The 20623-nt window shown below is 54.3% G+C and carries 21 protein-coding genes; 13 read left to right on the top strand and 8 right to left on the bottom strand.

The genetic code is table 11. From position 1 onward, the window contains the following. Positions 1-3: 3 nt before the first annotated feature. Together MIH19_RS15570 and MIH19_RS15565 are read right to left on the bottom strand one after the other, a co-directional pair. Positions 4-981, bottom strand: coding sequence for a transketolase C-terminal domain-containing protein (locus MIH19_RS15570; RefSeq protein WP_249005733.1), 978 nt, complete (start codon positions 979-981; stop codon positions 4-6). Between the two features lies 1 nt (position 982). Then, positions 983-2197 (bottom strand): thiamine pyrophosphate-dependent dehydrogenase E1 component subunit alpha, encoded by a 1215-nt coding sequence (locus MIH19_RS15565; protein WP_249005732.1) that lies wholly within the window; start codon positions 2195-2197, stop codon positions 983-985. A gap of 254 nt (positions 2198-2451) precedes the next feature. Between MIH19_RS15565 and trxC the strand changes: the two genes are divergently transcribed. Then, positions 2452-2892, top strand: a complete 441-nt coding sequence (gene trxC, locus MIH19_RS15560) for a thioredoxin TrxC (protein ID WP_349292878.1) — start codon at positions 2452-2454, stop codon at positions 2890-2892. Positions 2893-2903: 11 nt separating this feature from the next. Here the strand turns inward: trxC and MIH19_RS15555 are convergent, their stop codons facing one another. Then, positions 2904-3080, bottom strand: a complete 177-nt coding sequence (locus MIH19_RS15555) for a DUF2897 family protein (protein WP_249005731.1) — start codon at positions 3078-3080, stop codon at positions 2904-2906. A gap of 356 nt (positions 3081-3436) precedes the next feature. Between MIH19_RS15555 and MIH19_RS15550 the strand changes: the two genes are divergently transcribed. Together MIH19_RS15550 and MIH19_RS15545 are read left to right on the top strand one after the other, a co-directional pair. After that, entirely contained in the window at positions 3437-4660 is a 1224-nt protein-coding gene (locus MIH19_RS15550; RefSeq protein WP_249005730.1) for a dicarboxylate/amino acid:cation symporter, read from the top strand. Between the two features lie 123 nt (positions 4661-4783). Beyond that, complete coding sequence (locus tag MIH19_RS15545; RefSeq protein ID WP_249005729.1) at positions 4784-5452, top strand: SDR family oxidoreductase; 669 nt, start codon at positions 4784-4786, stop codon at positions 5450-5452. Between the two features lie 63 nt (positions 5453-5515). Here MIH19_RS15545 and MIH19_RS15540 read toward each other — a convergent pair whose 3' ends face one another. Together MIH19_RS15540 and MIH19_RS15535 are read right to left on the bottom strand one after the other, a co-directional pair. Next, on the bottom strand, positions 5516-6553 hold the full coding sequence (locus MIH19_RS15540; RefSeq protein ID WP_249005728.1) for an SGNH/GDSL hydrolase family protein: 1038 nt from the start codon (positions 6551-6553) through the stop codon (positions 5516-5518). A gap of 214 nt (positions 6554-6767) precedes the next feature. Beyond that, entirely contained in the window at positions 6768-7625 is an 858-nt protein-coding gene (locus MIH19_RS15535) for a PA4780 family RIO1-like protein kinase (RefSeq protein ID WP_249005727.1), read from the bottom strand. A gap of 153 nt (positions 7626-7778) precedes the next feature. On the opposite strand from MIH19_RS15535, the gene yeiP reads away from it, so the two are divergent. From yeiP to MIH19_RS15510, 5 genes are all read left to right on the top strand, one after another. Continuing rightward, the gene (yeiP, locus tag MIH19_RS15530) at positions 7779-8354 is read left to right on the top strand and encodes an elongation factor P-like protein YeiP (protein WP_249005726.1); all 576 of its coding nucleotides are present in this window, start codon (positions 7779-7781) and stop codon (positions 8352-8354) included. A 43-nt stretch (positions 8355-8397) separates the two neighbouring features. Further along, positions 8398-9396, top strand: a complete 999-nt coding sequence (locus MIH19_RS15525; protein ID WP_249005725.1) for a DUF2157 domain-containing protein — start codon at positions 8398-8400, stop codon at positions 9394-9396. After that, positions 9393-10463 carry a DUF4401 domain-containing protein gene (locus MIH19_RS15520; protein WP_249005724.1) on the top strand — a complete coding sequence of 357 codons (1071 nt, stop codon included), beginning with the start codon at positions 9393-9395 and terminating at the stop codon, positions 10461-10463. The genes MIH19_RS15525 and MIH19_RS15520 overlap by 4 nt, the downstream gene beginning before the upstream one ends. Next, complete coding sequence (locus tag MIH19_RS15515; protein ID WP_249005723.1) at positions 10460-10999, top strand: GDYXXLXY domain-containing protein; 540 nt, start codon at positions 10460-10462, stop codon at positions 10997-10999. The genes MIH19_RS15520 and MIH19_RS15515 overlap by 4 nt, the downstream gene beginning before the upstream one ends. A gap of 81 nt (positions 11000-11080) precedes the next feature. Continuing rightward, positions 11081-12673, top strand: coding sequence for a BCCT family transporter (locus MIH19_RS15510; RefSeq protein WP_249005722.1), 1593 nt, complete (start codon positions 11081-11083; stop codon positions 12671-12673). Between the two features lie 63 nt (positions 12674-12736). Here MIH19_RS15510 and MIH19_RS15505 read toward each other — a convergent pair whose 3' ends face one another. Together MIH19_RS15505 and MIH19_RS15500 are read right to left on the bottom strand one after the other, a co-directional pair. Next, entirely contained in the window at positions 12737-13432 is a 696-nt protein-coding gene (locus MIH19_RS15505) for a response regulator (RefSeq protein WP_249005721.1), read from the bottom strand. Continuing rightward, positions 13429-15057 (bottom strand): sensor histidine kinase, encoded by a 1629-nt coding sequence (locus tag MIH19_RS15500; RefSeq protein ID WP_249005720.1) that lies wholly within the window; start codon positions 15055-15057, stop codon positions 13429-13431. The genes MIH19_RS15505 and MIH19_RS15500 overlap by 4 nt, the downstream gene beginning before the upstream one ends. A gap of 206 nt (positions 15058-15263) precedes the next feature. Between MIH19_RS15500 and MIH19_RS15495 the strand changes: the two genes are divergently transcribed. The 5 genes from MIH19_RS15495 (at position 15264) to MIH19_RS15475 (ending at position 19854) form a co-directional block, all read left to right on the top strand. Further along, positions 15264-16241 carry a tripartite tricarboxylate transporter substrate-binding protein gene (locus tag MIH19_RS15495; protein WP_249005719.1) on the top strand — a complete coding sequence of 326 codons (978 nt, stop codon included), beginning with the start codon at positions 15264-15266 and terminating at the stop codon, positions 16239-16241. Next, positions 16238-16684 (top strand): tripartite tricarboxylate transporter TctB family protein, encoded by a 447-nt coding sequence (locus MIH19_RS15490; RefSeq protein ID WP_249005718.1) that lies wholly within the window; start codon positions 16238-16240, stop codon positions 16682-16684. The genes MIH19_RS15495 and MIH19_RS15490 overlap by 4 nt, the downstream gene beginning before the upstream one ends. 2 nt (positions 16685-16686) lie before the next feature. Then, positions 16687-18213 (top strand): tripartite tricarboxylate transporter permease, encoded by a 1527-nt coding sequence (locus tag MIH19_RS15485; RefSeq protein ID WP_249005717.1) that lies wholly within the window; start codon positions 16687-16689, stop codon positions 18211-18213. Between the two features lie 118 nt (positions 18214-18331). After that, on the top strand, positions 18332-19168 hold the full coding sequence (locus MIH19_RS15480) for a sulfite exporter TauE/SafE family protein (protein ID WP_249005716.1): 837 nt from the start codon (positions 18332-18334) through the stop codon (positions 19166-19168). 56 nt (positions 19169-19224) lie between these two features. Beyond that, positions 19225-19854: a LysE family translocator gene (locus MIH19_RS15475; protein WP_249005715.1), complete on the top strand. Its 630-nt coding sequence runs from the start codon at positions 19225-19227 to the stop codon at positions 19852-19854. Positions 19855-19900: 46 nt separating this feature from the next. On the opposite strand, the gene MIH19_RS15470 is transcribed toward MIH19_RS15475, so the two are convergent. Continuing rightward, positions 19901-20599 (bottom strand): lytic transglycosylase domain-containing protein, encoded by a 699-nt coding sequence (locus MIH19_RS15470; RefSeq protein ID WP_249005714.1) that lies wholly within the window; start codon positions 20597-20599, stop codon positions 19901-19903. Positions 20600-20623 lie beyond the last annotated feature (24 nt).

The following is a 20623-nucleotide window of genomic DNA, read 5'->3' as shown; positions in this document are numbered from 1 at the left end:
GGGTTAGAATTCGACGCTGTCGCAAATGGCTTCATACACCTTCAACAGATTGGGAAGGTGTTCTTTTTCCAGCACCAGCGGGAAGGGCGTGTCCATTCCGGCTACCCGGGCAATGGGCGATTCCAAGTATAGAAAGCATCGTTCTTGAATAGTGGCCGCGATTTCGCCGGCAAAGCCGCCGGTTAACGGGGCCTCGTGGGTAACCACCAGGCGTCCGGTTTTGAGAACCGATTTGACCACGGTATCGATGTCCCAGGGTAAGATGCTGCGTAGATCGATCACTTCGCAGGAAATGCCGTCTTTTTCTGCCATTTCCACGGCGTGTTCGATCACTTCCATTTGTGCACCCCAGCCCAGAATCGTTATATCTGTGCCTTCTTTGAGCACTTCGGCCTCGCCCAATGGAAGTTGGTAGGCTTCCTCGGGCACTTCGCCCACGGATGCCCGGTACAGGCGCTTGGGCTCAAAGAACAACACCGGGTCGGGGTCGTGAATGGCGGCCAATAAAAGGCCTTTGGCCTGATGTGGATTGCGTGGTACTACCACTTTCAGGCCTGGTGTGTGAGCAAAATAGGCTTCCGGCGATTGGGAATGGTACAGGCCACCGGCAATGCCACCGCCGTAAGGTGCGCGAATGGTCAGCCCGCCAACATCGAACAGGTTGCCGGAGCGGTAACGGAATTTCGCGGTTTCGTTCACGATCTGGTCAAAAGCCGGGAAAATGTAATCGGCGAATTGTATTTCCGCCACGGGCACCGAGCCTTGCGCCGCCAGACCGTTGGCGAAGCCGATGATGCCTTGTTCCACTAAGGGCGTGTTAAAACAGCGCGTCTTGCCGTATTTTTGTTGCAGATTGCTGGTGGCGCGGAATACACCGCCAAAAATGCCGACGTCTTCGCCAAAGCACAGCACCCGCTCATTCGCCGCCATGGCAGTATCCAAGGCGTTGTTAATGGCTTGCAGCATGTTCATTTTCGCCATTTCAAGCCTCTCCTTTTTGGGTGCTGGCGGGTTTGCCAGTAATGGCCGGATCGTTTGCGCTTTTTGGGTAGGCGTCCGGATGCCGGCGAATGTGCGCTTTCAGTTTCTCGAATTGCGCATTCAGGGCGGGAGGCACTTCTTTGTAAACATCGGTGATCAAGGTTTCCAGTGCCGGTGGTGGCCGCTTCTGCGCTTGTTTCATGGTTTCAAGAACTTCGCGGCGCAGGCGTTCCTGTAATTCTTTTTCTTCGCTGTCAGTCCACCAATCGTGCGACTTCAGCCAGTTTTGAGTGCGCAGAATTGGATCTTTTTCACGCCAGATGGCTTCTTCGTCTTTGCTGCGGTAGCCGGAGGGGTCATCGGAAGACGAGTGGGCGGCCAAGCGGTACGTCATTGCTTCAATCAGCACCGGGCGGTTCTCTTCAACGGCCAGTTGGCGGGCTTTTTCGGTGGCCTGGTACACTGCCAGAACGTCGTTGCCGTCTACCCGAATTACGTCCATTTTGTAGCCGTAGGCCCGCGGTGCTATACCGTCGGCAGCGAACTGCTCGGAAGCCGGTGTGGAAATGGCGTAACCGTTGTTGCGGCAGAAAAAGATCACCGGTACCCGGTGAACGGCGGCCATATTCAGAGCCGCATGGAAGTCGCCTTCGGAGGCGGCACCCTCACCAAAATAGACGAGAGTACAGTGGCCTTCACCGGCCAGCTTCTGGCCATAGGCATAACCGGTGGCCTGGGGAATCTGGGTGGCCAACGGCGACGAAATGGTCATGTAATAGAGTTTTTTCGAACCGTAATGCACCGGCATCTGCCGGCCCTTGCCGTAGTCTTTGTCGTTCCCGAACAGTTGGTTCATGAACTCGTCGATGGTGAAACCACGGTAGGCCAGCGCACCTTGTTCGCGGTATTGGGCCATAATCATGTCGCTATCACCCAGTGCTGCTGCACTGCCAATAACGGCGGCTTCTTCACCGGTGCATTGCATGTAAAAACTGAGCCGGCCCTGGCGTTGGGCGGCTAACATGCGCTCGTCCAGAATGCGGGTAGTGACCATGGCGTGATAAATGCGCAGGGCTTTTTCTTTGCTTACATCAGGCGCTTTACCGCCTTTGTACAGCGAGCCGTCCTGTTTGAGCAGTTTGAAGGTGGAAATTCGAAACTCCGCGCCATCAGTGAAAATGGGGGAGTGCACGGTTTTTGACTTTGTTGTTGTCATTATCCTCGTCCTTGGGTGGTGGCTTGAGGAACACAGAGCCCCTTGTGAGGGCTTTGGTTTTGTCAGGTTAAGGGTGTTAATCTTTTCCAGAGTATAGAACGCATTGTGCGAAATCGCCCACAGAAAAGTTGACCTTAACGTAAAGTGCGGCTTTTGAGTAGTGTCTTGAATAGTATCTTGAATAGTATCTTGAGCAGTATCGTAACTAGTATTTTAAGCAGTATCCTGAACAGTATCTTAAGTGAGGCAATTTCATGGTGGATGAAAACCGGCACATCGTTTGCCCAAACTGCAATAAAGTAAATCGGGTTCCTGCCAGTCGCTTGTCAGCGGGTGGCACCTGCGGCGCATGCAAACAGTCGCTATGGCCAGATAATGTGCCCGAGTTTACTGAACAGGCGTTTGCCACTCACGTCGCTCGTAGCGACTTACCGGTGCTGGTAGATTTTTGGGCCAGCTGGTGCGGCCCGTGCAAGGCGATGGCGCCGCAGTTTGCGCTGGCGGCGAAAGGCTGGAAGAGTAAGGTGCGGCTTGCCAAGCTGAATACCGAGCAGCACCCAGGCCCGTCGGGGCAGTTTGGGATTCGCAGTATTCCCACGCTGATTCTGTTTCGCAATGGGCGCGAGTATGCTCGCCAGAGTGGCGCCGTGAATCAGGCTCAGATTGATCAGTGGCTGGGCGCTCAGTTGAAGTAGCCTGAGTGCCGTCAGTCGTCCTGTTTGTCTTGTTTGTCGAGAGCTTCCTGCTCGGCCTTGCGTTTGCGTACTTTTTCCAGTTTTTCGCCAGACAGGCTCATATTGTTTGACGTGTCACGCAGTATGACCAGGTTGCCTAAAATCAGCGCCAGCGAGACGAGTAAGATAATCCATCCGATCATTGGCATAGCAATTGTCCTTATACAGAAGACATAACTCTGATAATGCACCTGTAATCTGAAACACGCCAGTGCGCTGTTGGGTATGCGTCACTTATCAACCGGTCACTTTCCCACCAACTTCCGTCGGTGCCCATGGCTACAGGGTTGTGCGAGGCTGCCCTAAGGCTTCTCACAAGGTTATCCACAGCTTTTGTGGGTAAAAATTCACGGCTCAGCCAAAGATCAAAACGCATTGAAGCTATTAGCTTATGCTTGGTTGCGTCAGTTTACCTATCGGTTGATTTCCACCACAATCGGCGCCACTCAAAATCAGGAACGGGTTTTATGGCACACGATTATTCAATTTTGTCGGGAATCAGCCGATGAAAGCTTTGTTTCGGGGCTACCTCAATTCGTCATTGATTCTGCGCATCAGTATTGCGTTGGTGTTGGGCATCGCCGTTGGGCTTATTGGTGGCCAGCCTGTGGCTGACTGGTTGGCACCGTTTGGCGAATTGTTACTGCGTTTGCTGAAATTCCTGATTGTACCCATCGTGCTGTTCACTTTAATGGTGGGTATCAACCAGGCCAATATCGGCAGTATGGGACGGGTCGGTCGCAAACTGATGCTGTATTACATTGCATCTTCCGCACTGGCGATTATTGTTGGGTTAGCCGTTGCAACCTGGCTTGAGCCAGGCAGTGGTATGACGCTGAATGAAAATGCAACGATAAAAGTTCCGGATAACCCCGGCTTTGCGGCGGTGTTGCTAAACATTATTCCGGATAATATTTTTACGGCTTTCACCGAACTGAATTTGCTGGGGATTATTTTTACCGCCATTGTATTTGGTATTGCGCTGTTGAAGTTGCGGGAGTCAGAACAGCACGCTGAGCTGGGCGAGCACCTTTATAAGGTGATTGAGGGGTTCAGTGAAATGACCCTGAAAGTGATGGCAGGCGTGTTGCAATACGTGCCCATCGGGGTATTTGCGATTGTGGCGAAAACCGCCGGTGAGCAGGGCATGGCGACTATTATGGCCCTGGGCGACATGGTGGTGGTGCTGTACATTGCGCTCGCCGTTCAGTTGGTGGTGTATTGCGTGATAATGCGCGGTTTTGGTGTAAACGTGCGCGGGTTTTTCCGCGAAGCCAGAACGCCTATGGCGACGGCTTTCGCCACCCAGAGCAGTTCCGGCACCTTGCCACTGACCATTACCGCAGCGCGGAAGCTGAATATTCCCCAGCGGATATACGGTTTCAGCTTGCCGTTAGGTGCCACCATTAATATGGACGGTGCTGCCATTCGAATCGCCATTTCCGCCGTATTCGCCGCCAATGTGGTGGGTGTTCCGCTGGATTTGATGACCATGGCCGAGATTGTGCTGATTGGCACGCTTACATCGATTGGCACCGCGGGCGTGCCAGGCGCCGGTATTGTGATGATCGCCACGGTGTTTGCACAGGTGGGCCTGCCCATCGAAACCGTGGCATTGCTGGTGTCGATTGATGCCCTGGTGGGTATGGGCGCAACCGGCCTGAACGTGACCGGTGATCTGGTGGGTACGTCTATCATCGCGCGCTCTGAAAGCCGGCGCGATACCTGACCGAATCAACGGCTGATAAAAACGGTGAAGAGGATGAAGCCTCTTCACCGTTTTTTTTTGACTGACGGAAAGGTATTACTGTTTTTAATCGACGTACAATCGCTATTTACAGGGGAATGAATAATGAAAAAACGGGTTGTTTTGATTACCGGCGCCAACCGCGGCATTGGCTTGGAGCTGGCGCAGCACTATAGCCGTGCTGGCCATTACGTTATTGGCGTATGCCGCCAAACCTCTGACGAGCTGGACGCCGCAGCGGCGCGGGTGATAGAGCATGTGGATGTAACGTCCGATGAAAGCGTGGCAGGGCTGGCGGACGCATTGGCAGGCGAGCGCATTGATCTTTTGATCAACAACGCCGGCTTGCTGCAGGAAAACGAGCTGGGCAGCATTGATTTCGATTCCCTGCGAGCACAGATGGAAGTAAATGCTTATGCGCCGCTGCGAGTGACAGAGGCGCTTATGTTGCTCATACCGTCTGGAGGAAAAGTTGCCAACATTACCAGCCGATTGGGCTCAATAACCCTGAACAATTCGGGGGCCAGGTATGGCTACCGGGCCTCTAAGGCAGCACTGAATGCGTTTGGCAAATCCCTCGCGGTAGATCTTGAACCCAAAGGCATTGCAGTGGCTCAGTTGCACCCAGGTTTTGTGCAAACCGGCATGACCAAAGGCAGGGGCGAAATCACAACTGCCGAATCCATCAGCGGGCTAACGGCGCGAATTGAGGCGCTGAATTTGGATAACACGGGTTCGTTCTGGCATCAGACCGGTGAGCGGCTGCCCTGGTGAGGTTAATGCCCGCCGTTAGCACCGGCGGGCATTTGCGATCACTCTCTGAAATCTGATTGCAGGTCAGACAGGCTTTGCGGCTGTCGCCCGGCGCCCAACAATAGCGCCAAGGCCCAGCAGCATCAGCCAGATCACCGCCGGTTCGGGTACGGCACGTACCGAATTGCCTGAGGATAGCAGTGCAAATGCCTCTAATCCCAAGAACTTGTGAGCGGCGGTGGTGGGGTGTATTTCGTCCCAGAACAGAAATGTGTCGGCGTTATTACATGCGGTTTCAGTTATGAAGTTGTCCGATACGGACCGACACTGGTCGGTGGTATTGGTAATTCCTGAGGCGACGGCAGTACCGTCCAGAACAGATCCGAATATACCGAAAACATCCAGGTAAAATATAGAGGCTGAGGTGGTTGTGCTCAAACTAATCAGACGCTGCTCCAGGCCGATATTCCAGGCTTCGCTGACGGCGGTCGCTGCGGCCCTATTAGCTGAGCCGGCAAACTCCGGAATCAGGCCAAGGTCCGGCAGGTTGGGCACCAGAAGCGTGCCTACACCGTTGCCCACTAGCCGGCTCATAACCCCCACAAAACTGTCCAGTTGGGCGTTAATGGCGGCGATCGGATCGGCAACGCCTGCCAGGCCACGCATGTCATTGCCGCCGGCCCAGGTAATATAGAGGTCGTTTGCGTTGGCACTGCCCGCTAAATCGTTGTTGTAGAGTGTTTCCTGAACCAGTATGCCAGAAGTGGCGCCAAAGAGGCCGGGATCGTTGTTGACCTCGGCGCCAGCAAAGGCGTAGTTATTACCGCCGCTTTCCGAATTGGTCGCGCGTGGTATACCCAATGCGTCAGCCAAGTATTCGTGCCATACCGGGCCGTTGGAAAAGCGGCCATTGCTACCATAGCCTACGGCGTTGGCAACAGGGGCAGAACTGCCAAATGGCACCTTGCTTCGGTTATTCCCGGTATCAGACAAGCTATCGCCAAACACAAAAATGTCGTTAAACGACAACGGACCGGCGAGGGCCAGGCTGCTGGTAAGAATGATCGATGTGGCAAAAATGACGCGTTTAAACAGCGGGACGGTTCTGGTCTTTCTGGTCATGAAGTACACCTTTTTTATTATCAGGCGCCAACAAAAAAGCTCGCCGTGACCCGGGATTGGGTCGCATCGAATAAGCAAGCAAAAGTAAAGCCGTTTCACGGATAATGTTCAGAAAACAATCGATTAGTGAGAGAGCTGCAGATTTTTTAAGCAGATTTTGAAGGAACATGTAAAAAAAGCTGACGTTGTGGCGTCAGCTTTGCTTCGATGTTTGCTAATCTTCTTCGTCGTTCGCCTGCTGTCGATCCAGGCGATCGCGTTCTTCTTCCTTGGCGGCATCAATCACCGCCATCACCTCGCCTAAGTCTGCACTGTGGGTGTCGTGAATAAAGCACCCGGTCAGTTTGCTGGTGGGGTGTAGGCGGCCACTTTCGTACAGCTCCCAGATTTCTTTGCCGTAATCGGTGTTCATCAGCTCCGGCGCGTACTTGCCAAAGTAACGGCGCATGTTGTCTACGTCTCGCTCCAGCATTCGCTCGGCGTTGTTATTACCAGAGGCGTTTACCGCCTGGGGTAGGTCGATAATTACTGGCCCCTGATCATCCAGCAGTACGTTGAACTCCGACAAGTCGCCGTGAATCAGTCCGGCGCTGAGCATGCGCACGACGTCGGCAATCACCTGCTGGTGGAAGTCCAGCGCCTGTTCGCGGGTCAGTTCAACGTCGTCCAGCCTGGGCGCGGCTTTGCCATCGGCATCGCTGATCAGTTCCATCAGCAGTACCCCATCAACAAAGCCTGATGGCCGTGGCACCCGCACACCGGCATCCGCCAGGCGGTAAAGGGCGTCTACCTCGGCGTTCAGCCAGGCGTCTTCATGCTCTTTTTGGCCGTAGCGGGTTTTTTTACCCATGGCGCGGGCACGGCGACTGTTGCGTACCTTGCGGCCTTCCTGGTATTCCACGGCCTGCTTGAAGCTGCGTTTTGACGCTTCTTTAAACACTTTGGCGCATCGAACCTGGTCGCCACACTGCACCACGTATACCTGAGCTTCTTTGCCGCTCATGAGCTGATACAGCACGCTGTCTATCAGCCCGTCGTCTAAAAGGGATTGTAATCGTTTTGGTGTTTTCATAGGGCCGCAATCTTACATTAAATCGGTTTTGGTTGTGTTGATCTGTGAGAGCTACCAGCAAAGCGCTTCTGACGGTAGAATCACCGGGTCTGAACCCGTGCCGGCATTTGCTTGGCACCGGTTTGTTTATCATGCTGTTTTGGAGCTTTGAAAATGCCTAGAGCAAGTGAAATCAAGAAAAACTCTGCCATCGAGTTTGAAGGTCGGGTGTATTTTGTCAAGGACATCGAGCGGTCTGTACCCCAAGGCCGGGCTGGCGGCAGCCTTTACCGCATGCGGTTGTATGATGTGGTTACCAACAGTAAGAAAGACGAAACCTTCAAAGACGGCGATATGCTGAATCTGGCGGACTTGACTCGCCGTACTGCGTCGTTTTCTTACGCCGATGGCGAAGAATGTGTGTTCATGGATACCGAAGACTACACGCAGTACATGTTGAATAAAGGCGCCATTGCTGAAGAACTGCTGTTTGTTACCGAAGAAACCCAAGGCATGATGGTTGTGTTAATTAAAGATACACCCGTAGCGCTGGCGCTGCCTCCCACGGTCGATTTTGAAATAATGGACACGGCTCCCTCGGTTAAAGGTGGCTCTGCCACAGCCAGAACCAAACCGGCGACTATGGTCACAGGCTTGGTGATTCAGGTGCCTGAACACATTTCCACGGGCGACCGCATCAAAGTGAATGTGGAAGAACGCAGGTTCATGGGGCGGGCGACCGCGGAGTAACGGGCATCTGCCTAGTAAGTCGTGCCAGGAGGGCGCAGCCGCTATGTTTGAAACGCAATCTGAAGCAAAGCCTGAAATACAGTCTGAAACACGTAAAGCGTTTGTTGCTTTGGTTGACGGCGGCCAGATTGCGCCCATAGATTCAAACCGCGCCGCGGCGATAGCCGGTGTGTTTCCGGCGGGCCGGCAGTGGCTGCGCTTTTTAGACGTGTTGCTGTTGTGCCTGGGTGGCTTGGCGCTGGCCTTTTCCGTACTGCTTTTTGTAGCCTTCAACTGGGGTGAGCTGGGCCGACTGGCTCGTTTCGCGTTGGTCGAAGGAGCTTTACTGCTGGCGTTTGTGGGTTACTGGCTGGCCGGGCGCGAAACCTTGGCTGGCAAGGTTTCGCTGCTTTCGACCGGTCTTCTGTTGGGCGGATTGCTGGCGCTGTTCGGGCAAACCTACCAGACCGGTGCCGACCCCTGGCAGCTGTTTTTTGTGTGGATGTTACTACTGACACCCTTTGCCCTGATTGGCCGATTTGCACCGCTGTGGGTACTTTGGGCCGTTTTGGTCAACTTCGCGCTGACGTTGTACTTTCAGCCTAGTGGCCGCTTTTCAACGGAGGCTTATGGGCAACTGTTGTGGGTCCAGTTTGCCGCGAACGGGTTTATGTTGTGTGCATGGGAGTGGCTAGCCGGCCGTGCGCCCTGGCTTAATCAGCGTTGGGCGGTGCGGTTGTTGGCAATGGCTACCTTAATGCCACTGACTCTGCGAGTAGTTGAAAGTGTGTTTTCTAGCAGTGATTTATGGCTTCCCGCGTTGGTGTTTCTATTGGCAGTGACGATTGTGTATGGGGTTTACCGCTACCAACGCCAGGATTTGTTTATGCTGACGCTCGCGGCGGCTTCGGTGATTGCGATTGTTGTCAGCCTGCTGGTTAAACATCTGGTGTGGCACCTCGACAACAGCGGGGGTGTATTACTGATGGCTATAGCGTTGATGGCTCTGAGTACGTTGGCCGTTAACTGGCTGCGGTCTATTCACCGGGGATGGCAGGTATGAACGCTGAACATCAACGGCTATGGAGCAGCTTGCAACAGCAAGGCTTGGTAGAGGGGTCGCCGCCAGTGCCGGGGGAGGCAGGTTCGCCCTGGTACATCTCGGTGTTTATGGGCTTTTTTGGCTGGCTGGCGGCGCTGTTTTTGTTTTTGGCCATCGCGCTGCTGTTTTTCTTCGACCTGGAGTTAGATTGGTTTTTTGAAAGCCCGCTATTGCTGTGGACAATAGGGCTATTGTTGATTGGCATTGCATTCTGGCTGTTGCGAAGTGCGGCCAGCGAGTTCGTAAGGCATATGGCGTTGGCGTTTAGCCTTGCAGGGCAGGGTTTTGTGGCCTGGGGCTCGTTTGGGGGCGCTGATGCTATAGGTGCCACGCTGTTGATTACTGGCTTTCAAATATTTTTAGCGGTGTTTATGCCGGACTTTATCCACCGCGTGTTTTCAACTTGTATAGCCGCACTTGGCTTGCTTGTGTTTGTCGAATTGCCGCTACTGAACGTGGCGGCGGGCGGCACTGTGTTGGCATTTACCGGTTGGGTGTGGCTGCATGAATTCCAGTTGCCGCGTATGTTGCCAGCTCTGCGAGCCTGGGGCTATGGCGGCGTGCTGGCACTGGTTACCAGCAGAAGTGAGGTTGTGCTCGGTCTGAATTGGTCGGTGTGGAACGGAGCTCTTGATACGCTGCCTGCGATTTATGGCTGGTCGGCACCGTTGTTGGAGGGCTTGGCTGCTGTTTATATTGTGTACAGCGTTTGCCAGCGCCTGCAGACAGCGGTTTGGGTGCAAATATTGGCGCTTTGCGCCCTGACAGCCCTGGCGTTAGCCAGTGCCGACGCGCCGGGCTTGCTGGTGTGCATGATGGTGATTGTGCTGGGCCAAGCTGGCAGCAACACCTTGCTGAAAAGCATCGGTATTGCGGGCCTGTTGTTTTACGTCAGTGCTTTTTATTATCAGCTGCACGTAACCCTGATGGTTAAAGCCCAGATTTTGCTAGCCACCGGTTTACTGCTGTTGGCCGTGCGCTGGTTGATGTTAAGACTGGTGAATGGACAGGCGGGAGAGCACCCATGAAACAATGGTTAAGCCGCCGAATTATTGGTTTGCTAGCCTTGTTGGTCGCTTTGGCGATGGTGAACCTGTCGGTGTTCCAGAAAGAGCAGCAGTTGGCTCATGGCAAGGTGGTTTATCTTGATTTAGCGCCGGTAGATCCGCGCTCGCTGATGCAAGGCGACTACATGACCCTGAGCTTCGCTATCGGCCAGGAAATTCGCCGTGCCTTTGGACACAGTGCGCAGGCATTTTTAACGGCGAAGACGTCAACCCACTACGTCATTGTTACCCTCGACAGCCAGAACAGGGCGAGCTTCAAAACGCTGTTCAACGGACAAGATTTGGCCCTGGAGGAGTTGTTGCTGCGCTACCGGATACGCCATGACATCGTGCACTTCGCCACCAACGCATTCTTTTTCCAGGAGGGCGATGCTGAATATTACGAGGCCGCCAGGTACGGTCAGTTTCGGGTGAACGAACAAGGCGAACCCTTGCTGGTGGCCCTGTATAGCGACGAGTTGAAGCAGCTGGGCCCACCCGAAAAAACAGATCTTTGAACGCGAAAACGCCCAAACGTGCTGGATAATACGAAACTAGGTGTGTAGTCTAGTCTGCCAATTTTCGAAACTGGTCGATACATGTCTTTAAGCAGTGCAAGTAATACCGATAACCCCCGTTCTACCTCTTCTGATTCTTCCCCCGCTGGTTCCGCAGATGCTCACCGTTTTGGCGATCCGGTTGTTCTGGTTCTGACCATTGGCTTTATTCTGCTGTTCGTAGGCTGGTCGCTGACGGATGCGGCCAGTCTTGCCTCCGTGATTGACGTGGGTTTTGCCTGGACGGCCAAGTATATGGGCACCTTTTTCCAGCTGTTGTTGTTGCTGACGTTCTTCATTGCTATGGGCGTGGCCGTTAGTCGCGCCGGTGCCGCCCGCCTGGGTGGTATGGATAAGCCTGAATTCAGCACTTTCCGCTGGCTGTCAATGATTCTGTGCACTCTGTTGGCGGGTGGCGGTGTGTTCTTTGCCGCTGGCGAGCCGGTGTATCACTTTGTGGTAACGCCACCGGCGTTTGATACCGAAGCGGCCACGGCACAAGCTGTTGCGCCGGCCATGGCGCAGTCGTTCATGCACTGGGGCTTTTTGGCCTGGAGCGTACTGGGTTCATTAACAGCCATGGTTCTGGCTCACGCCCACTACGTTCAGGGCAAACCACTGCAGCCGCGTACCTTGCTGTACCCGGTATTTGGCGAGCGCGTCATGAGCAGCTGGTTGGGCGGCGTTGTTGATGCCATGTGTGTGATTGCTGTCGTAGCCGGTACCGTCGGTCCCATTGGTTTTCTGGCCACGCAGATGAGTTTCGGCCTGCATGAGTTGTTTGGCGTAGCAGATGAATTCAGCACCCAATTGATTATTCTTGGCCTGCTGGCTGTTGTTTACATGGCTTCAGCGGTTAGTGGTATTCACCGTGGTATTCAGCTACTGAGCCGGTTCAATGTCATTCTGGCACTGGTTATCGGTGCGGTGATCTTCGCGTTCGGCCCCACCCTGTTTTTAGTCAATACCTATGTGGCTTCTATGGGCGAGTACCTGACGTCGTTCTTCGCCATGGCCACTATGACCAGTGAAACCGCGCCGGAATGGTGGATGAAGTGGTGGACGGTGTTCTTTTTCGCCTGGTTTATTGGCTACACACCGCTGATGTCAATTTTTGTAGCGCGCATTTCCCGCGGTCGGACTATTCGACAGACCATTTTGGCGGTATCGATTTTGGCGCCAATAGCCACCACTATCTGGTTTACTTTGTTGGGTGGTTCGGGAGTGTATTACCAGCTCACGGGGGTGTTTGATCTGACCGAAGCGCTGAACGCGTTCCGCTTTGATCAAGCCACACTGACCGTTGCCAAGAATTTGCCCGGCGGCGTAATGATGGCCGCAGCCGTACTGCTGCTGACCACTATTTTCGTGGCTACCACCGGCGACTCTATGAGCTACGCCATTGCCACCGTAGGCGCAGGCCACGATGAGCCACATTACGCCGTTCGCGCTTTCTGGGGCGGAGCCATGGCAATTATGGCGGCGATTCTGTTGTACATGGGTGCCGGTCAGATTGGTGTGTTGCAACAGTTCATTGTGCTAACCGCCATTCCTGTGTCGCTGATTATTCTGCCGTCGCTGTGGACAGGTCCGCAGGCTGCGTTTGCCATGGCGCGGGCGCAGAAGCTGATATAGCAGGTGGGTGTTCGGTCGGGCGCCAATGGCCATCTATAAGAGCTAAGGCCTGGCGGGGCGCATTCAAGCCGGTAGGCGCTGCATCCGATAGCGCCTTTCGGGCCGGCCAACACTGCCGTAGGTAACCTCGGCCACCAGGGTTCCGGTGCCCGTCATGTATTCCAGATAACGCCTGGCTGTGGTGCGCGATGCACCCATGGCGCCGCCTACTTCTTCTGCACTCCAGGGTTTACCATCCGCAATCACCTCACGAATCCGGTCCAGCGTAATCACATCAATACCTTTGGGCAGTCGGTGATGGCTGTAGTGCCCATTTTCGCCGCTGTTGCGTGGGAGCAGGGCGTCTACTTCGTCCTGACCTAAATGCTTCAGTGCCGATAGGCGTTCAACATGGTCACAGAAGCGGTTAATGGCCTCTTCCAGGCGTTCGAATACCAAGGGTTTCAGAATGTAATCAAACACGCCACCGCGCAAAGCGGTCCGCAATGTTTCTACTTCCTTGGAGGCAGTGATCAGGATCACGTCGCTGCTGCTATTACTGGCGCGCAGCTCACGCAGTAAATCCAGGCCGTTGCCGTCGGGGAAATACACGTCTAGCAGTATCAGGTCAGGCTTTAGTACGTCCGCCTGTTCGCGGGCATCGGCCAGGGTGTGGGCAATCCCGCAAAGTTCCACCTGCTCCAGCCGCTGGATAAAGCGGCGCTGGATTTCCGCAATCTGACGGTCATCTTCAGCAATCAACAGTCGGATGGGGGTCAAAGTTGGCTCCTGCCGGTGGGTGTTTTTGGTAAGTATAAGGTGAAGCGGCTACCGCCGGGGTTATCCAGATTTTCCACCGTCACAGATCCACCCCAACTGTCCAGAAACTGGCGAACCAAGTGCAGCCCAAAACCGTGATCGGTACCTGTTTTGCTGGTAACACCCTTTTCAAACATTCGGTTTTGAACCTCCGGGGCAATACCTGGGCCTTGGTCTTCCACCTCGAAAATCAGTTCCTGCCCAAGATCGGTCATTGACAGTTGTACCCGGCCATTGACGCCGGTATGCCGACGGGTGGCCTCCAACGCATTATCAATCAAGTTTCCCAGTACGCTGACGAGTTGCTCTCGCGGTAAATTGTGCGGCAGGTCGGTCATTTGGCTATCTGGGTCTATGTCCAGATGCAGGCCCATTTCTCGGGCACGGTTGTGTTTGCCCAGTAGGCAACCGGCAATGATGGGGTCGGGCACGGCTTCCAGCAGCAAGTGAATCAGCGCCTGATGACTGCTGACTTCGCTGCCAATAAGGCCTAGAGCATCGTTATAGGCGCCCAACTGTATCAGCCCGGCGATGGTGTGCAGTTTATTAGAGTATTCATGAGTTTGGCTGCGCAGAGTGTCGGCGTATTGCTGGATGCGGGTGAGCTGCTGGCTGACTTGATCCAGCTCGTTACGTAAACGGAAGCTGGCCACCACGCCGATGATGTCGTCGCCTTGGCGCACCGGCAGACGGTTGACTACCATCTGGCGGTTGCGCAGCCACACTTCGCGGTCGAAATCCGGCGTGCCAGTGGCCAGAACAGACATCAAACCGCTTTCCGGCAGTATGTCGTGAATTGGGCGCCCAGCCACAGGCATGTCGGTATCCAGCCCGAGAGTAACCAGAGCTGCGCGGTTCACCGTCGTAATAATGCCGTCGCGGTTAATGGCGATAATACCTTCACGCACGGATTGCAGCGTAGCATCACGTTCCTGGAACAAACCGGCGATTTCCTCCGGTTCCAGGCCTAAAATAGCGCGCTTGAAACGACTGGCAATCACTACTGCTGCCAGGATACTGATTAGCAATACCACCCCCATCACCCCGTACAGCACAAAATTGTAGCGCTGCACGGTGGCTTCTACTTGGCTTACGCTGTAGCCCACCGACACAATTCCAATAATGGCACCGCTGCCGGGTTCAAATACCGGTGCTTTGCCTCGCATGGATTCGCCCAGGTTGCCCATGGCAAGGGCGACATAGCCCTTACCTTCCACCAGTGCACGGCGGCCGTAATCGCCTTCGTCGTCGGCCATGGAGCGACCGATGCGCTCGGGCGAAGGGTGCGCCAGGCGAATAGCGTTGTGATCGCCGATCACAATAAACAAGGCTTCGTTGGTTCGGGCCAGAGTGCGGGTGAGGGTGTTGAGGTCGTCAAGATTTCGCTGTTGTATACCACGGATAACCGCCGGGCTGGCGGCAATGGTTTTGGCGACCATCAAGGCTCTCTGGCCAATCTCGTTATAAAGGGATTCGCTCAGGTAATAACCGGCAAACACGCCAATAAACACGGTTTGGAGAGCGCTCACCAGGCCAAGAGTGAGAATCATGCGGGTTTTAAGTTTTGTGCGTCGCTTTACAGGCATGGGCGTCCGTCAGCTTGGTTCATCGGCGCTGCGCGCACGGGCTAATCAGGTTAAAACACCGTAACCAGTTTTGCCCGTGAACTTTATGCACAGAATGAATACTAGTTTTTTTATATCCGTTACGCCCGCAAACTTCAGCAACTACGCATTGCCTTCTACTCTGCTTGCTGAAACACCCTTCTTAATGAAACAACAAGGTGACGTATATGTTTATTAAAAGAACAATAACGCTTGCGGCGGCGGCCGCTTTCAGTATGTCTGCCATGGCTTGGCAACCCAGTGGAAAAGTAGAGTGCCTGGCTCCTGCCGACCCGGGCGGCGGTTGGGACTTTACCTGCCGCAGCGTGGGTAACGTAATGCAGCAGCTTAAGCTGGTAGAAGGCTCTGTACAAACCGTTAATATGGCTGGAGCCGGTGGCGGTGTGGCTTATGCCCACACGGTCAGCAAGCGTAAAAATGACGACAAGTTGATTGTTGCTGCATCTACCGCGACAACCACTCGCCTGGCACAGAAACAGTTTCCGGGTATGGACGCGTCTATGGTGAAGTGGATCGGCGCTTTGGGAGCCGATTACGGCATTATTGCTGTGAGCAAAGATTCCAAGTACCAAAACCTGAACGAGTTAATGGACGCGCTGAAAGAAGATCCGCGCGCGGTCAAGTTTGCCGGCGGCAGTGCTCGCGGTGGTTGGGATCATTTGAAAGTGCTGATTGCAGCAAAAGCGGCGGGCGCTGAAAAATTGCCGTCCATTCCTTACCTGTCATACAACAATGGCGGCGAAGCCATGACTCAAGTTGTGGGTGGCCAGGTGGATGCCTTTACTGGCGACGTGTCTGAAGCCACTGGCTTCATGGAATCCGGTGATTTACGTGTTTTGGCGGTGCTGTCCGAAGAACGCTTACCAGGCAAGTTTAGCAACATACCTACTGCCCGGGAGCAGGGTATTGATGCGCTTGGCCCTAACTGGCGCGGGTTTTATATGCCTAAAGAAACCTCTGAAGAAGCTCAACAATACTGGGTAGAGGCAATGGACACTCTGTACGCCAGCGAAGAATGGAAAGCCGTAATGAAAAGTAACGGTCTGATTCCGTTCCATCCCAAGGCCGGTGAGTTCGAGAGCTTTGTAACCAATCAGGTGCAGGACATTGAAGACCTGTCCCGGGAAATCGGTCTACTAAAATGACCGGCATGGGCGACCGTATTCTAGGCTTGTTTCTGCTGGTTGTGGCGGTTGCCTATGGCTGGGTAGCGCAGCAGTGGCCTGAACCCTTCGGCGGTGCCGAGGGTGTAGGGCCAGAAACGTTTCCCACCATTCTGGCGATTGTGCTGGTGGTGGGTAGCCTGTACCTGATGATCAAACCAGACGCCGATGCCAAATGGCCGGTGGGCAAATCAGCCCTGGAACTGGTGATCTCGATCATTGTATTGGTGATTTATGCGCTGTTGCTGGAGCCGTTGGGCTTTATTATATCCACCACGTTGGCGGTCGGCGTTTTAAGTTGGCGCATGGGTGCACCACCATTGCGGGCATTTGTGACTGGTTTAATCAGTGCCGTTGTGGTGTTCGGGTTGTTCAATTATGGCTTGTCGCTGAGCCTGCCTAACGGCCTGCTGGGAGGCTCCTAACCATGGAAACTATGGGCTTTCTGATGGACGGGTTTGCGGTGGCGCTAACGCCGTACAACCTGATGTTTGCGTTATTCGGGGCCTTTGTGGGCACTCTGATTGGCTGCTTGCCAGGCTTGGGCCCGGCTAACGGCGTTGCCATTCTTATTCCGCTGGCCTTCACCTTGGGGCTGCCGCCGGAAACGGCGATGATTCTGCTGACCTCGGTGTACGCCGGCGCTATGTACGGCGGGCGAATTTCGTCCATTCTGCTAAATATACCGGGCGACGAGCCGGCCATGATGACCTGCCTGGACGGTTATCCCATGGCGCAACAAGGCCGTGCGGCAGATGCTTTGGCCATTTCAGCGATTGCGTCCTTCGCGGGGAGTCTGATCGGCACGATAGGGCTTATTATATTGGCGCCGGTGCTGGCGCGATTCGCACTGACCTTCGGGCCGGTGGAATACTTCGCCCTGTTTTTGCTGGCATTCGCCACTCTTGGCGGTATAACCGGCAAAAATCCGATGAAAACGGTGATCGCAGCAGCGCTTGGCATCATGATTTCTACCGTGGGTATCGACATATCCACCGGCACCCAGCGTTATACCGCCGGTGTGCTGGAGCTGTATGAAGGTATCGACTTTATATTGGCGATTGTTGGGCTGTTCGCCATATCCGAGCTGTTGTTTTTTGTTGAAGCACGAATGGGCAAAGGCCGCAGTAAAGTGAAGGTGGGGAAACTGACGCTGAGTTTCAAAGAAATTGTGTCGACCATTCCTACCCAACTGCGCGGTGGTGTGCTGGGCTTTATTGCGGGCGTGTTGCCGGGTGCCGGGGCGTCTTTGGGCAGCTTCATCAGCTACACTTTGGAAAAAGCAGTGATCGGCAAAAAAGGCCGCTTTGGCGAAGGTGACATCCGGGGTGTAGTGGCGCCGGAAGCGGGCAATAACGGTGCGGCATCGGGCGCTTTGGTACCCATGCTGACCCTGGGGGTGCCGGGCAGTGGCACTACAGCGGTGTTGCTGGCCATGCTGATTTCCCTGAATATCACGCCGGGGCCGTTAATGTTCACCCAGAACGCTGATATTGTGTGGGGGGTGATTGCTGCGCTGTTGATTGGCAACGTATTGCTGCTGATACTGAACATTCCGATGATTGGAGTGTTTGTGCGGCTACTGTCGGTGCCGCCGATGTACCTGCTGCCGATTGTGACTATGGTGGCATTTGTGGGTATATATTCCATCAGTCATAGCACCTTCGACCTGTATTTCATGATTGTATTTGGAGTTGGCGGGTTTATTCTGCGCAAGCTGGAAATTCCCATGGTGCCCATTATTCTAGGCCTGCTGCTGGGGCCAGAAATGGAAAAGAACCTGGGTCACGCGTTGATATTGTCTGACGGAGACTGGATGACGCTCTGGTCTAGCCCTTTGGCTATTGGTTTGTGGCTGGTCGCGGGTTTGGGCCTGGTGCTGCCAACGCTGGTTGGGCCAATACTGCGCCGGCGCATGCGTTCAGCTATCAAGGAGGGCCCGGTGAGCGATTAAACGCTCCGGTAAGTCGCCACGGCGGATAAATTACGCATGTTGCACCGGGCTTTGCCCGGTGTTTTTTATTGAAAAACCGTTACACTCGAACACGTTTATTCTAACCGCTCAGGATGTTATGTCAGATCTTTCCCTAATTCAGTACGGTTTGATTGCGCTGATCTTCATTTGGAGCGGTTTTGTACGCTCTGGCTTGGGCTTCGGTGGGGCCGTATTGTCGTTGCCGTTTTTGCTGCTGGTGAAAGACGCCCCGCTGGTCTTTTTGCCGATCATAGCCGTTCACTTGCTGGTGTTTTCATCACTCACTATTTGGATGAACAACCGCCGCAGTCAAAGCCAGAAAGGTGGTAATAACAGTCAGACATTAACCGGCTTTGGCCCGGATGCAGCCGCAACAGCCCCGGAAAGCAAGGTAGAAAGCACGGTGGATTGGCCTTACCTGTGGCGTATGCTCCGCATTATGATAGTACCCAAACTGATTGGCGTGTTTGGACTGTTTACGCTGCCAGCGAATGTGCTTAGCTCGATCATATTTGTGATTGTTGCGATTTATTCGGTGTCTTATGTCCTCAACCGGCCTTTTCGCAGCAACAGCAAAGCGGTGGACGTGGGCTTGCTGATGGCCGGTGGTTACATCAGCGGTACCTCGCTGATTGGTGCACCATTGATTATTGCGGTGGCGGCGCAGCATCTGCCCCGGGAAAAGCTGCGCGACACCTTGTTTGGTCTCTGGTTTATTCTGGTGCTGATCAAACTGGCTGCGTTTATCTGGGTTGGGCTGGATCTGCAGCTGATTCACCATCTGTGGCTGTTGCCCTGCGCCGCCATTGGTCATGTAATAGGGCTGCGTTTTCACGACCGTATTTTGAAAGCCGAAACGCCGGTGTTTTTCCGCCTGCTGGGAGTTGTGCTGTTCATCGTTAGCAGTGTGGGTATTGTCAGCGTGCTGCTATAGCGGCGCTACGCCGGAAAATTTATGCGCAGCGTCGCTGCAAACGTTTAAGGATGGTTATGTCGGTTTTGAATTTGGCGTTGTTGTCGGTGTTTCTGCCTACTTTTTTTGTGGTGTCTATCACTCCCGGCATGTGCATGACCCTGGCGTTGTCGCTGGGCATTACTGTGGGTGTGCGCCGGGCGCTGTGGATGATGATCGGCGAACTGCTGGGCGTTGGTATTGTGGCCATCGCGTCTGCTGTAGGCGTGGCTACATTTATGCTGGGTTATCCCACGGTGTTTGAAGTTGCCAAAGTCGCGGGCGGTGCCTATTTGATATGGCTGGGCGTACAAATGTGGCGTTCCCGCGGCAAAATGGCGATGCCGGAAGAAGGCGCGATATTGCCGAGTAGCACCCGCTGGCAGTTGGCCATGCAGGGTTTTATAACCGCCATTGCCAACCCTAAAGGTTGGGCGTTTCTGGTGGTTTTGCTGCCGCCGTTTATAGACAGCTCACTGCCAATGGCGCCGCAGCTTACGGCGCTGATACTGATTATTCTGAGCATGGAATTTTTGTGCTTGCTGCTGTATGCCAATGGCGGGCGCACCTTGCGTCGAGCTCTTCGCAGTGGTGATAAAGTTCGGCTGGCCAATCGAATTTCAGGCAGCCTGATGATGCTGGTAGGTGTTTGGTTGGCTTTGGGCTGAACGGGTTGAAAGGACTCTGGGCTTGAGCGGGCTTTGGAAAGGCGCGTTAAAGCGCGGCGTAACGGCGATACAGAATACCCACTCTTTTTACGTAAGCCCGAGTTTCTGCGTAGGGCGGAATGCCATTGTGGCGGCTAACGGCTCCCGGGCCGGCGTTGTAGGCCGCTGTGGCTAGCTTGATGTCGCCCCGAAAGCGATCCAGCATTTGCGCCAGATAATTTGCACCACCGCGAATGTTGTCTTCGGCAACCATGGCGTTAGCCACCCCCAGTTCGTGTGCAGTGGCGGGCATTAACTGCATAAGTCCTTGTGCCCCTTTGGGCGACAGCGCCGCGGGATTGAATGCCGATTCGGCGTGAATAACGGCGCGAACGAGGGCGGGATCTACATCGAACTCTTTGGCAGACGTCGCAATCTGTTCATTGTAGCGGGATGCAAACAGCGGCGTGGTGTCCCAATTCACCGTAGACGAAGGATCACAGGCGAAGCAGTGGAAGCGAATCACCGAAAACTTGGCGTTCGCCGGGCGTTCGCCACTGTAGGACACGACGCCGTATTTATCTTGATAACGGTACACCGTGGCTGCGCCATCCGACGCCAGCGGGCTGTCGCTTTTTACATTGGAAAACTCCACGCTGCCGTCGCTGTGCACAATACGCTTGATGGTGTCGCCACAGGTCGCGCCGCTGGCGAATGCCAGAAAAAGTGCGAAAAGCGGAGAGCAAAAAGTGCGGGCGTATTTCATAGCTATAAAGTATATCGCTTCAAC

The sequence above is a fragment of the Marinobacter sp. M1C genome (assembly GCF_023314135.1).
In the GTDB taxonomy this organism is placed as follows: domain Bacteria; phylum Pseudomonadota; class Gammaproteobacteria; order Pseudomonadales; family Oleiphilaceae; genus Marinobacter.
This window is presented reverse-complemented; position numbering and strand designations above follow the sequence as displayed.